The organism is Kribbella amoyensis, assembly GCF_007828865.1.
Classification (GTDB): domain Bacteria; phylum Actinomycetota; class Actinomycetes; order Propionibacteriales; family Kribbellaceae; genus Kribbella; species Kribbella amoyensis.
Window position 1 is genome coordinate 5,641,400 of sequence record NZ_VIVK01000001.1, and the last position, 12,887, is coordinate 5,654,286.

10 protein-coding genes are annotated in these 12,887 nt (G+C 70.1%); 7 read left to right on the forward strand and 3 right to left on the reverse strand.

The window, feature by feature from the left end; translation table 11 throughout:
- Nucleotides 1-6 precede the first annotated feature (6 nt).
- The 6 genes from FB561_RS26350 to FB561_RS26375 all read left to right on the forward strand — a co-directional run bounded on the left by FB561_RS26350 (nucleotide 7) and on the right by FB561_RS26375 (nucleotide 5,971).
- On the forward strand, nucleotides 7-927 hold the full coding sequence (locus tag FB561_RS26350; RefSeq protein ID WP_145811199.1) for a carbohydrate ABC transporter permease: 921 nt from the start codon (nucleotides 7-9) through the stop codon (nucleotides 925-927).
- A complete protein-coding gene (locus FB561_RS26355) occupies nucleotides 924-1,886 on the forward strand; it encodes a carbohydrate ABC transporter permease (RefSeq protein WP_145811200.1) in 963 nt (320 codons plus the stop codon). The genes FB561_RS26350 and FB561_RS26355 overlap by 4 nt, the downstream gene beginning before the upstream one ends.
- The gene (locus FB561_RS26360; protein WP_238335068.1) at nucleotides 1,883-2,761 is read left to right on the forward strand and encodes an NAD-dependent epimerase/dehydratase family protein; all 879 of its coding nucleotides are present in this window, start codon (nucleotides 1,883-1,885) and stop codon (nucleotides 2,759-2,761) included. Before FB561_RS26355 ends, FB561_RS26360 begins: the two co-directional genes overlap by 4 nt.
- Nucleotides 2,762-4,027, forward strand: coding sequence for an enolase C-terminal domain-like protein (locus FB561_RS26365; RefSeq protein WP_145811201.1), 1,266 nt, complete (start codon nucleotides 2,762-2,764; stop codon nucleotides 4,025-4,027).
- Between the two features lie 106 nt (nucleotides 4,028-4,133).
- Nucleotides 4,134-5,408, forward strand: a complete 1,275-nt coding sequence (locus FB561_RS26370; RefSeq protein WP_145811202.1) for an ROK family transcriptional regulator — start codon at nucleotides 4,134-4,136, stop codon at nucleotides 5,406-5,408.
- Nucleotides 5,405-5,971 carry a GNAT family N-acetyltransferase gene (locus tag FB561_RS26375; RefSeq protein ID WP_145811203.1) on the forward strand — a complete coding sequence of 189 codons (567 nt, stop codon included), beginning with the start codon at nucleotides 5,405-5,407 and terminating at the stop codon, nucleotides 5,969-5,971. The genes FB561_RS26370 and FB561_RS26375 overlap by 4 nt, the downstream gene beginning before the upstream one ends.
- On the opposite strand, the gene FB561_RS26380 is transcribed toward FB561_RS26375, so the two are convergent.
- Both FB561_RS26380 and FB561_RS26385 read right to left on the reverse strand, forming a co-directional pair.
- Nucleotides 5,968-7,056: a Gfo/Idh/MocA family protein gene (locus FB561_RS26380; RefSeq protein ID WP_145811204.1), complete on the reverse strand. Its 1,089-nt coding sequence runs from the start codon at nucleotides 7,054-7,056 to the stop codon at nucleotides 5,968-5,970. The genes FB561_RS26375 and FB561_RS26380 overlap by 4 nt on opposite strands.
- On the reverse strand, nucleotides 7,049-10,933 hold the full coding sequence (locus tag FB561_RS26385) for a glycosyl hydrolase family 28-related protein (RefSeq protein WP_145811205.1): 3,885 nt from the start codon (nucleotides 10,931-10,933) through the stop codon (nucleotides 7,049-7,051). Before FB561_RS26385 ends, FB561_RS26380 begins: the two co-directional genes overlap by 8 nt.
- A 184-nt stretch (nucleotides 10,934-11,117) precedes the next feature.
- On the opposite strand from FB561_RS26385, the gene FB561_RS26390 reads away from it, so the two are divergent.
- On the forward strand, nucleotides 11,118-12,365 hold the full coding sequence (locus FB561_RS26390; RefSeq protein WP_145811206.1) for an erythromycin esterase family protein: 1,248 nt from the start codon (nucleotides 11,118-11,120) through the stop codon (nucleotides 12,363-12,365).
- Nucleotides 12,366-12,389: 24 nt separating this feature from the next.
- Here FB561_RS26390 and FB561_RS26395 read toward each other — a convergent pair whose 3' ends face one another.
- A complete protein-coding gene (locus FB561_RS26395; RefSeq protein ID WP_145811207.1) occupies nucleotides 12,390-12,821 on the reverse strand; it encodes a hypothetical protein in 432 nt (143 codons plus the stop codon).
- Nucleotides 12,822-12,887: the final 66 nt, after the last annotated feature.

The following is a 12,887-nucleotide window of genomic DNA, read 5'->3' on the forward strand; positions in this document are numbered from 1 at the left end:
CCCGTCATGGCCCTGTCGATCCGTACCGCCGCTCGGCCGCGCCGGAGTCCGGTCAGCTGGTTCCGCTCCGGCGGGCTGAGCAGCGTCCTCTTCGCCCTCCCGTTGGTGCTGGTCTTCCTGTACTTCTCCTGGGGCCCGATCGTCCGCGGACTGGTGCTGAGCTTCCAGAAGAACAACCTCGTCACCGCCCCCGAGTGGGTCGGGACGGCCAACTTCAGCTATGTCCTGACCGACCCGCAGTTGCCGCAGGCCGCCGCCAACACGTTGTACTTCGCGTTGCTGGCGCTGGTCTTCGGCTTCCCGGTCCCGCTGTTCCTGGCCGTGTTCATCAGCGAGCTGCGGACCACCGGCTGGCTGTACAACGTGATCTCGTACCTGCCGGCGGTGGTGCCGCCGGTGGCCGCGATCCTGCTGTGGAAGTTCTTCTACGACCCCAGCGGTACCGGGGTGTTCAACGCGATCCTCGGCTGGGTCGGCCTCGGCCCGTACGCCTGGCTGAACTCGCCGAGCCTGGCGATGCCGGCGATCGTGCTGGAGGCCACCTGGGCCGGGGCGGGCGCCACGTCGATCATCTACCTGGCCGCGCTCACCGGGGTCCGGACCGAGCTGTACGAGGCGGCCGAGCTGGACGGGGCCGGGATCTGGCGCCGGGTCTGGCACGTCACGCTGCCGCAGATCCGCGGCATCATCCTGATCATGATGCTGCTGCAGCTGATCGGCACGTTCCAGGTGTTCACCGAGCCGTTCCTGTTCACCGGCGGCGGTCCGGACAACGCGACCACGACGATCCTGCTGCTGATCTACCGGTACGCCTTCATCAACGGCGACTTCGGCGCCGCGACCGCGTTGAGCGTGCTGCTCGCCGGAGTGCTCTGCGTGCTGTCGGTCGTGTACCACTTCCTCACCCGGCGATGGAGCACGACATGACCAGTTACCCCGTCACCGAACAAGCCGTGAGTACCGCCACGGAGACCCCGCGAACCCGCCGACGGCGCCGCGCCCTCGAGGCTGAGGAGCGGGGCATCGTCTCGATCGCGGACCGCCGGCGGCCGTTGATCCGGTACGGACTGCCGGCGATCCAGGTGCTGCTCTTCATCGGCGTCGTGATCGCCGGGATCGGGCCGTTGTTGTGGTTGCTCAAGTCCGGGTTGTCGACGAGCCAGGACATCCTGCGCGGACCGATGCAGCTGTGGCCGAGCGGGATCCAGTGGTCCAACCTGCCGACCGCGTGGACCCGGGTGCAGATCGGCTCGTACCTCGGCAACACCGCGATCATCGCGCTCGGGTCGCTGATCTCCACCTTGTTCGTCTGTACGACGGGCGCGTTCGTGCTCAGCGTGCTGCGGCCGAAGTGGGGCCCGATCGTCACCGGCGCGGTGCTGGCGACGCTGTTCCTGCCCGGGGTGATCTCGCTCGTCCCGCTATACCTGACCATCCTGAAGATGCCGGTGCTCGGGGTGAACCTGCAGAACACCTTCTGGGCCGTCTGGCTGCCACAGGCGGCGGGCGCGTTCAACATCCTGGTGATGAAGCGCTACTTCGACTCGATCCCGCGCGAGCTGATCGAGGCGGCCCGGATCGACGGGGCGAGCAACCTGCGGCTGTTCACCGCGCTGGTGGTGCCGTTGTCCAAGCCGATTCTCGGAGTCGTGGCGTTGCTCACCGTGATCGGATCCTGGAAGGACTACCTCTGGCCGCTGCTGGTACTGCCGGATCCGCGGATGCAGCCGATCTCGGTCGCGCTGCCGCGGGTCCAGGAAACCACCGAGATCTCGCTGCAGATGAGCGCGTTGTTCCTCGCCGTGCTGGTACCTGTGGTGTTGTTCTTGGTGTTCCAGAAGCAGTTCCTCAAGGGAGTCGGGATGTCGGGAGGGATCAAGGAGTGAGTTCATCGCTGAGCGGCCGCCGGGTGCTGGTCACGGGCGCGGCCGGGCGGATCGGGTCGGCCACCAGCCGGCACCTGGCCGACCTCGGCGCGCTGGTCACGGCGCTCACCAATGTCGAGGACGAGTCGCTCAAGGCGGACCGGGTGGTGGTCGGCGACACCCGGTCCGAGGCGGACGTCGCGCGGGCGCTCGAGGACGTCGACCTGGTCGTCCACCTGGCCGCGCGGCCGCATCCGACCGCGGGCACGCCGTACGAGGTGTTCTCGACGAACGTCGTGTCCACCTTCAACGTGCTCGCCCAGGCGGGGGCCCTCGGGATCGGCCGGGCGGTCGTTGCCAGTAGCATCAACGCGTACGGAGTGCCGTTCAACCCGCACGACATCCTGCCGGCGTACTTCCCGCTGGACGAGAAGATCCCGACGGACGTCGCCGACTGGTACTCGCTGTCCAAGCAGAACGACGAGCACACCGCCCGGATGGCGTGGCGGCGTTGGGGGATCGACGTGGTCGCCTTCCGGTTCCCGCACGTGAACTCGCCCGACGTCCTCACCAAGCTCTCGGACGGGTTCCGCGAGGACCCGGTCGGCGGGGTCCGGGAAGGCTGGAGCTACCTGGACACCCGGGACGCGGCGCGCGCGATCGAGCTCGGGCTGACCGCGGAGTTCAGCGGCGCCCAGGCGTTCTTCGTCGCCGCGAACACCACCAACGCGCCGTACGCGACCGAGGACCTGCTGGACGCGTTCGCCCCGAACGTCCCCCGGTTGCGGCGGTTCACCGGGCGCGAGGTACCGATGGACCTGACCGCCGCCCGTACCGTGCTGGGCTTCCAGGCGCAGCACGAGCTGGACCTTCCCACCCTTCGACTGGAGAGCTGAATGCCGCAAGAGACGCCCGCCACCTTCGCCCAGCCCTGGCCGGCCCGCGACGATGTCCGGATCCGGGCGGTCAAGGCGATCGTGACCGCTCCGCAGGGCATCCCGCTGGTAGTGGTCAGGATCGACACGACCGAGCCCGGGTTGTACGGCCTGGGCTGTGCCACGTTCACGCAGCGGTGGAAGGCGGTGCAGACCTTCGTCGACGAACACCTCGCCCGGCTGCTGATCGGCCGGTACCCCGGGGACATCGGCGACCTGACCAGGCTGGCCGGCTTCTCCGGGTACTGGCGGGGTGGGCCGGTGACCAACAACGCGATCTCCGGGATCGACCAGGCGCTGTGGGACATCGCCGGCAAGCGCGCCGGGATGCCGGTGTACGAGCTGCTCGGCGGCAAGGTGCGCGCCGCCGCGGACACCTACATCCACGCCAGCGGGGTCGGGATCGAGGAGTGTCTGGACCAGGCGAAGGACTTCGTCGCCCAGGGCTGGCGGCACATCCGGCTGCAGATCTCCACGCCGGGCGGCGGCGGGTACGGCGCGCCGCGGCTGGCCACGTTGTACCCGGACATGCCGTACCACAACGGCTGGTCGGCGCGGGACTACCTGCGGACCACGCCGGACCTGTTCGCCGCGGCGCGGGACGTGCTGCCGGACAACCTCGAGCTGCTGCACGACGTCCACTCCCGGCTCACCCCGAAGGAGGCCGTCCTGCTGGCCCGCGAGCTGGAGCCGTTCCGGTTGTTCTTCCTGGAGGACGTGCTGGCCCCGGAGCACTGGGACCGGCTGCCCGAGGTCCGCGCCGCCTCGCCCGTACCGCTGGCCGTCGGCGAGCTGACCACGTCGATGGGGGACGCGGTCCGGCTGGTCCGCGATCACGGCGTCGACTTCATCCGTTCGCACGTGTCCGACATCGGCGGGCTCACCCCGGCCCGCAAGCTGGCCGACCTGGCCGAGCTGTGCGGAGTACGTACCGCCTGGCACGGTCCGGGGGACACCTCGCCTATCGGCGCGGCCGCGAACGTGGCGCTCGACGTCAGCTCCGTCGCCTTCGGGATCCAGGAGGGCCACATCTACAACGACGCGACGCACGAGGTCTTCCCGGGCACGCTGCGGATCGAGAACGGCTGGCTCACGCCGAACGAGGCGCCGGGCTGGGGGATCGAGATCGACGAGGAGGCCGCGGCCCGGTACCCGGCCCAGCTGTCCGGCCACGACGAGTGGGCGGCCGGGGTCCGGCGGATCGACGGAGCACTCGAGGCACCGTGAGTCGTCGTACCCGCCGGATCCACGTGATCCGGCGGGTACGATCGCGGCTGGCCGGGGCGGCCGGATTCTGAAGCAGGGAAAGAAAAGCGGACAAGGGAGGTGGGCGATGGCCACGTCGGACCGTGACTCGGCGGTGCTCGACGAACCGGCGCGTTCCGGTGCGAACCAGTACGACCTCGGCTCCTTCAACGAGGCCGTGATCATCGAGACGATCCGGCTGGCGGGCATCATCAGCCGGACCGAGATCTCCCGCCGGACCGGGCTCACCCAGCAGTCGGTGTCCCGGATCCTGCGCATCCTGCTGCAGCAGGGCCTGCTGGTCGAGGAGGCGCAGGAACGCGCCGAGCGGCTCGGCAAGCCCCGGACGCCGGTCCGGCTCCGGTCGAACGCGGCGCACGCCGTCGGCATCCACGTCGATCCCGAGCTGCTCACGGTGGCGGTGGTCGACCTGGACGGCACGATCGTGCGCCGCGAAACGGTCGATCTGGCCGCCGATCTCGACGCCCAGCGCCTGGTCGACCTGGCCGCGGCGACGGTGACCGCTGCCGTCAGCATCAGCCAGGTGGACCAGGCCTCGGTCCTGGGCGTCGGGGTCGCTGTCCCTGGCCCGATCAACGCGGACGGCACCCTGCTGGACCTGCCGTTGCAGCCGGCCTGGCGCGGGCTGAAGATCCGCCACCTCCTGCAGGAGAAGCTGAACCACCCGGTCCTGGTGGAGAAGGACGGAACGGCCGCGGCGATCGGTGAACGGTGGATCGGCCGCTCCGCCCGGGCCCGCGACTTCGCCTATCTCTACCTCGGCACCGGGGTCGGGACCGGGCTGATCCTGAACGGCTCGATCTACCGCGGCGGCACGGCGAACGCAGGCGAGTTCGGGCAGCTCGCCGCGCTGCGGATGGGGGAGTGGGACGCCACCAAAGGACCGCGGATGATGGCCGAGTGCAATCCGACGGCGTCGTTGCCGGTGATCGCGGAGAGTTTTGGCTACGTTCAGACCGATCCGACGGCGACCGACGAGGCCAAGCGGTACAAGGCCGCGTGCCGGGCGGCAGCGGACGGCGACAAGGGCGCGCAGCAGGCGGTGAGCCAGGTCGCCCGGGTGATCGCCCAGGGCGCGGTGGGTCTCGTCGACCTGCTGGACATCGACCTGATCGTGCTGGGCGGACCGGCGTTCGAGCCGGAGATCGCCGGCACACTGCTCACCGAGATCGACCAGGCGGTGAACTCGTTCCCGATCGCGCGCGGTCCGCGGACGGTCGTCGTCGAGGAGTCGATGCTCAAGGCCGACGCGGCGGCGGTCGGGGCTGCGTCGACGATCTTCCACGACGCGTTCACCCCACGGGTCGGTGGCTCCAGCCAGGCCCGTAGGCTGCCGAAGTGAATCTGACCCGCCCGCTGATCGATGACGTAGAGCTCCGCCTGATCCGGCCCGAGGACGCTGCTTCCTTCTGCGCGGCCCAGGCCCGCAGCCGCGAGCAGCTGGGGCCGTGGGAACCACGCCGCGCCGACGAGTGGTACGACCCCGCGTTCCAGGCCGACCGGATCAAGGGTCTCCTCGAGCGCGACAACGTCATCCCCTGGGTCCTGGCGGCCGGGGATCGCGTCATCGGGACCGCGACGTTGTCGAACATCGTCGCCGGTGCCTGGCGCAGCGGTGACATCGGGTACTGGGTGGACGTGACCGAGGTCGGCAAGGGCCTGGCGTCGGCGGCGGTGGCCGCGGTGTGCGACCTGGCCGACACCGAGTTGCTGTTGCACCGGATCGCGGCCAGCACCGGGACCGACAACGAGCGGTCGCAGCGGGTGCTGACCAAGGTCGGGTTCGAGCAGTACGGCTTTGCCCGCGACTACCTGCACATCGACGGTGCCTGGCGCGACAGCAAGCTCTACCAGCGCATCCTCAACACACGAGAGCCCGGCCAGGCACCGTCGACCGCCGGCTAGAGCGGCGGCAGCTGGATGCCGTGGGTGACGTCCACGTCGTCGTAGCGCCCCTCCAGCACGTCCAGGTACTTCACCGGCCGCTGCAGCCGGGACGCGACGTACACGGCCCGGATCGTGGCGAGCGCCTCGATCGCGTCGTGCACCGTCACGGCCGGCTGCTTGTCGTTGCTGATGACATCGAAGATGTCGGCGTACTGCGCGTCGTGGCCGCCCGTCGTCGAGGGCTCGACGGGCAGGTCGTCGGCGTTGCCGTCGGCGTTGAACCGGCGGAGCTGCTGGTTCTCCAGCTCCGCACCGCCCTGCGTCCCGTGCACCGAGATCCGGGTCCGGCCGCCCGGGTACGCCGCGGTCGTCGCGTGCAGGGTGGCGACCGCGCCGCTCTCGAACGCGAGCGTGGCGACCACGGTGTCCTCGACCTCGATCTCGTGGTGCGCCGCCCGCAACGCCTGGGCCTGGATCGTGGCCGGGCGCCCCAGGAACCACAGCAGCAGGTCCACGGTGTGCACGCCCTGGTTCATCAGGGCGCCGCCACCGTCCTGGGCCCAGGTGCCACGCCAGCCCGCGGACGCGTAGTACTCGTCGCTGCGCCACCAGGCGAGCGTCGCGACGGCCGAGGTGATCTGCCCGAACCGGCCGGCCCGGATCGCCTCCGCGACCCGCAGCGCGCTCGGGTCGAACCGGCGCTGGCTGATCACCGACGCGACGGCGCCGTACTTCCCGGCCCGGGTGACCGCCGCGCCGAGACGGCGGGCCCGGGGCAGGTCGACGTCGAGCGGCTTCTCGATCACGACGTGCTTGCCCTCGTTCAGCGCCTGCTCCGCGAGGACGGCGTGGGTGCCGCTCGGGGTGCAGATCGCGACCAGCGACACGTCGGCCGCGCCGAGCGCCGAGGTGAGGTCGTCGAACACCTTCGGCTCCGGCTGCCCGGCCTCCTTCAGCCGGAGCGCCAGCGCCGCCCGGGCCGCGCGGTCGCCGTCGACCAGCGCGGTCACGGTCGCCCCGGGGCGGGCCGCGAGGGTGTCGGCGTGGGTGCGGCCGATGATGCCGCACCCGACGATCGCGACCTGATGGGTTGGGTCAGCCATTGCGCTCCTCTCGGGCAGTGAAATGCGCCGTGAGCACCTGATCCGTGGTCACTGTGAACGTGTACCCCGGATCGGCCGACACGACCTGCCCGTCGATGGTCCAGTTCCGGAAAACGCTATCCGATCCTGGCGTCGCCGTCGCGGTGACCTGCGTGCCGACCTCGTAGGTCCCCGGTTCGGACTCGTTGCCGTCCAGCCGCACGGTCCCGTCGCCGTCCGCCTCGGCCGCGATCCGGCGCTGGACCACGTTGATCACCATCACGTTGCGCAGTGTCACCGGACCGGTACTGGTCGCGCCGTTGTACCGGGCCAGGTTGGTGGCCTCGACGTCGCCCGTGGTCACCCGCACCGTGTACCCGTCGGTGCCGAGGTTGTCGGTGCCCAGGTTGAACGCGTCGACCTCGCCGTCGTGCACGACCAGCCCGTCGTGGAAGCCGTACGCGAACACGTTGAACAAGGTGAGCCCGGTCGCGCCGTAGACGGTGACGATCTTGGCGATCTTGCGCATGTACTTGTCGATGACGAGCTCGAAGATGCTGCCCTCGTTCATCCAGTACGGCTGCTGGTACCCGATCCGGGTCACCGCGTTGCCGTTGGACAGCACGCCCTCGATCCGGCCCCCGGTACCGCGGCCGACCGAGATCGCGTGGTCGAAGAAGGCGCCGGCCACCTTGCGGACGACGAAGCCGTCGTTGCGATACGTGGTGAGGTCGATGCCGTTCCAAGCGTTCGGGAAGCCGGCGTTGACTACGTACGTCCGGGCGCCGTTGCCGCGGATCGCGTACGGGTAGGGGACCACGCCTTCGGCCTTGCCCGGGTTCTGCTCGGGGTAGAAGACGCGCAGCCCGCGGATGCCGGAGTTGGCACCGTTGAGCGTGACGAGTGCGGTCGCCGTGTCGGGTGCGTTGGTGCCGCGGCCCTCGAAGGCGTGCAGCACGGTGCCTCCGCTGGCGCCGCCCTGGTCGCGGTTCGGAACGGCGGAGGCGCCGCGCAGTTCCACCTTGGCGGGGACGCTGAGGTGGCGGGCGATCCGGTACCAGCCGGCGGGGAGGTAGACGATGCCGCCGCCGTCACGGCCGGCCTTGTCCAGGGCCCGCTGGATCGCTGCGGTGGCGTCGGCGGTGGGCAGGTACCCGACGCCGTGTGGTGCGTCCACAAGGGTGAGGCTCTTGCGGGCCGGTGCCGGGAGTGAGCGCTGGGTGTACGTCGGCGCGGTGCCGGACATCCGGTGCACGATCCCGGTGACTGCTCCCATCGTCTGCGTGCCAGTGATCTTGACGTACCCGCGAGCGTTGTTGCGCACGGCGTACTCGCTGCCCTGGACGTGACCACCGGCCAGCGTCATGCCCCAGCGGTCGTCGATCACGTCGACCAGGACGCCGGTCCCGGTCCGCCGGATATCGGGTTCGAGGAAGCTGCCGGTGAACTGGGCCCGCTGACCCGCGACGACGTGGATGCCCACCTTGTAGTCGGCCAGCGAGATCCGGTGGAACTGGTCCCACTCGAGGTCGCCGAGGACCAGGCCGGTCCCGTGGGCCCGGGTCCAGGTGTCCAGCGCGGACCGGGCCGGCGGCTGGTACTTCGCCGGCGCCTGCGCCCAGTACGAGTTGTTGAAGGCAACGTTCTCCCAGGTGCCGACGTCCGCGCCGTTGTACGCCCGGGCGCCCTCGGACAGGGCGGTGCCGCGGATGTTGCGGAGCGTACTGGACTCGTGCACCTGGCCCGAGCTGGGGGCGTTGCCGCGGTCGTTCGGCATCGTGCTGATCCCGATCCCGCGGTACGAGTTGAGCAGGGTGACGTCCTGGACGGTCGCCATCATGTAGTTCTCGTTCCCGATCCAGGCGCCACCGGGGATCTCGAACGTGTAGTTGTACGGGACCGGGCTGGTCGCACTCTGCCGCGGGTACCAGGTGGTCACGCCGATCACGCCGGCCGAACCGCCGATCCGGAACAGGCTGGGCCCGTCGTCACCGGACGCCAGATCCGCGATCACGACCGTGCCGTAGTCACCCGGGCCGGCCGCGTCCGGGTCACGCCGATCACCACGCAGCGTGCAGAATGCGTGCACCTCGACGGTGTCCTTCACCAGGTACCGCCCGGCCGGCAGCCAGACCGTACCGCCGCCCGCATCCTGGCAGGCGTAGATCGCGTTCTGGATCGCCTTCGTCGAATCGGTGCGGCCAGTACGGTCGGCGCCGTACCGGGTGGCGTCGAAGTCGGCGACGACGCCGTCCTCAGTCGGGTTGACGGTCGGTACCAGCTTCGGCTGCGGGACGACGACGGGCGACTCGCGCAGCTGCAGCTCCTTGACGCTGTAGCCCTGGGCACCGGTCATCACCACGCGGACGTACCGGGTCTTGGTGGTGGCGAAGCGGGTCTTGCTGAACTGGTTCGCGCCGGGTGACCCGGTCCGGCCGACGGTGGTGAAGTTGCGGCCGTCGTTCGAGAGCTGGACGGTGTAGTCCGGTGAGGAGGACTGCGCCCACTCGACGCGGACGTCGTTCACCGGCCGCTGCCGGCCGAGGTCGACCTGGAGCCAGGTGTTCGCGGACTCGCTGGACCAGGCTGTGGTGTGGTTGCTGTCGTTGACGTTGGTGGCCCCGCTGCCGTCCGCGGCGGTCGCGGTACCGGTCGGTGCGAAGTTGGTGTCGACGATCGAGGCGTTGAAGGCGTCGAGCTTCGCTTGGAGGTTGCCGAGCGCCGCCGTGACCTGGACGTCGGTGACACCCGGCGTGGTGGCGACCGCGCGGGCCTCGTCGATCGCGGTGAGCAGGACCGCGCGGCTGCCGGTCGGGTACTGCCCGTCGCGAGTTCCTTCCCGGGCGGACTTCTGGGCGCGGGTGGCCTCGTCGATCAGCTCGACCAGGCCCTCGGTGACGTCGAGGGTGCCGGCCACCTTGGCGACACGAACCGCCGCGACCTTCAGATCGACCGCACCGTTGCCGATGTGGATGCGGAAGTCGGAGCCGTTCGACCGGTTCGTCATCACCGCGTCGGGCAACGCGAAGGTGTGCGTCTTCCAGGTCCGGCTGTCGCCGTAGCTGACCAGCTCGGAGTTCTTGAACCGCTCCGGGATGGTCTCGCCGGGGGAGTCGTAGTGCAGGCCGAACTGCCCGTTGCCCGCGTCGAAGTAGTCGACGCTCACCAGGACCAGGCCACGGTTGTCGTACAGGTAGGTGTCGGACACGTTCGCGTAGAAGAAGTTCGTCCCGGGCGCCGGCGCGGTCCGGTCCGTCTGCCAGTACGGCCGCCCGTCCTGGACGCCGGTGACGAGGTTCTCCGGCCGGTCGCCCGCGCGGACGGTGATCCCGGCCTGGACCGGGTTCGCGCCGAACTGGACCGAGGCGCCGGCGGTACTGATCCGCAGCCCGGCGATCGTGATGTCCTCGGTGCCCGACAACCGCAGGTCCGCACCGCCGAGCCGGTCGGCGAACTCGATGCCGTCGAGCGAGAACGTCCCGGTACGCCACCGGCCGGACCCGGTGAGCGGGACGTCGTCGGCGGACGCCTGCGGATCCGCGGCCGCGTCGTACAGCAGTTGAAGGGTCCCGGTGCCGCTGTCGAGGTACGTGACGCTGACCAGGACGTCGTCGGTGCTGAGCTCGTCGACGTAGTCACGGTCGACGTCGAAGGAGATGTACTCGGTACCGGCCGCCTGGTTCGTGCGCCAGTACGTGCGGCCCTGCTCGGTGCCGGTGCGGAGGCCGGCGGGATCGGGGCCCGCGGCTGGTTGGACGCCGAGGGTCGTCGGAGTCGGGCCGAGATCGGCGCCGACGCCGCTCGGGTACATCGTGGCCGCGATCGCGGTGGGGGAGTTGAGGATTCCGGTCAGCAGCAGCGCGGCGAGGATCCCCGCGAGCAGACGTCGGGCGGGCATGGCTGAACCTCCAGGTGGCGGGCCGGGAGCAAGCGAAGAGGGACCGCTCGGGGTGCGGCCGGCCCTGAGCGGCCACGCCTCCAACGGGTCTGCGGTTAAGTTAAACCAAGCGTGTTACTAATACAAGAGCGGGTATGGGCAGGCTTGATTCGGGCGTGAACGCGCGCTCGCCTAGGCTGCGGGCGTGGCGAGCGTCGGTGCGGCAGAGGTCCGGGAGTGGCTGGCGCGGACGGCGTGGCCGCTGAAGAGTCTGGCCGCGGGAGCGGCGGCCGACGACCTGCAGGTGTGGAAGCCGGCGCTGGCCGGGGTCCGGGTACTGGGGCTGGGTGAGTCCACGCATGGGACCAGTGAGTTCTTCCAGTTGAAGCACCGGCTGATCGAGTTCCTCGTCACCGAGCTCGGGTACACCGTGGTGGCGATGGAGGCGAGCGAATCGGCGGCGCCGGCGGTCGACGCGTACGTCCGGCACGGGATCGGCGATGCGGCCACGGTGGTGAGCGAGCTCGGGTTCTGGACCTGGCGGACCGAGGAGGTCGTCGCTCTGGTCGAGTGGATGCGTTCCTACAACGCTGGGCGGCCGGTGGCGGAGCAGGTCGGGTTCGCGGGGATCGATCCGCAGCAGTGCTCCGCGTCAGTGGTTGCTGTGAGCACCTATCTTCGGGACTCGGCGCCGGATCGGCTGGAACTGTTCGAGTCGGGTCTGGCTGCGCAGGTGGATGCCGGGCCTGGCGCTGCTCCCGATGCGCAGGCGCTGCTCGTCCGGGAGGCTGAGGCGTTGGTGGGCTTCCTCAAGCGTGACGGTGCGCCGGCGGACGTCGTACGGCATGGGCTTGTGTTGGCTCGGTGTGCGGCGGTGGTTTGCGCGCCGAAGCAGGACAAGGATGTGGCGCGGACGACGTTCGCGGTGCGGGACCGGCTGATGGCGGATGCGGTGAGTGAGTTGCTGGCGGACCCGTCGGCGAAGGTGGCGGTGTGGGCGCACAACGGGCATTTGGCGGCGAGCCGTTCGACGCCGGAGTTGCGGCCGCTTGGTCAGCATTTGCGGGAGCGGCACGGGGATGAGTACTACGCGCTGGCGTTGCTGTGCGGGTCGGGTGCGTTCAGGGCTCGGCGGATGTTTCCGGGGCCGTGGCCTGGTTCGATGGGCGGTCCGGTGGTGAGCAACAAGCTCGACCGGGGTGGGTACAACGCCCTGGAGGGTCAGCTGGCGGCCGCGAACCCGGGGGATCACTTGCTGGATCTGCGGGTCCCGCCCGAGGTGCCCGAGGCGGTGCGGCAGTGGTTGGAGGAGCCGCAGATGTTCCGGAGCTTCGGGGCGTACGTGCAGCGGTGGGCGTACAAGCTGCAGTTCGCGCCGACGCGGTTGCGGAAGGAGTACGACGGCGTCGCGTATGTGGCGACCTCGACGCCGTCGCGTCCGTTGCCTTCTTGAGTTCGCGTCGCTTGGGGTGGTGGCTCAGGCGACGCCGACGAGGGTGCGGTCGGGGTGCTGCGTGGCGGGGGCTTCGGTGGTTGCGCTCAGCAGGGTGAAGAAGTGCGGCGCGGCGTCGACCAGGGGGAGCAGGCCGGCTTCGTGGCCGGTCCAGCCGAAGAGGAGTTCGCCGTCGATGACGTCTTCGGTGAGTGGGCTGGCGTACGCGCTCAGGGTGACGCGGTTCGGGCCGAGGTGCGGGTGGTGGTCGCCGCAGCCGCACTCGGGGGCGATCACGATCGACGTGAGCGCGGTCGCGGCGTACCGGCGCAGGCGCAGCGTGGTGCCGCGGGCGGTGAAGCGGGCGATCGTTGCGTCAGGCAACTGTACGAGCAGCTCGACCGGTACGGCGTGCGAGCCGGGCAGCAGCCGCAGGCCGCGGGAAGCGAGCAGGTCGCCGAAGACAGACAGGTTCATTGCGGAGAATCCGGAATTCTGTGGGTGCTGGTGTCGGCAGGCGGGCCGGATGGGCAAGGCCTCGTA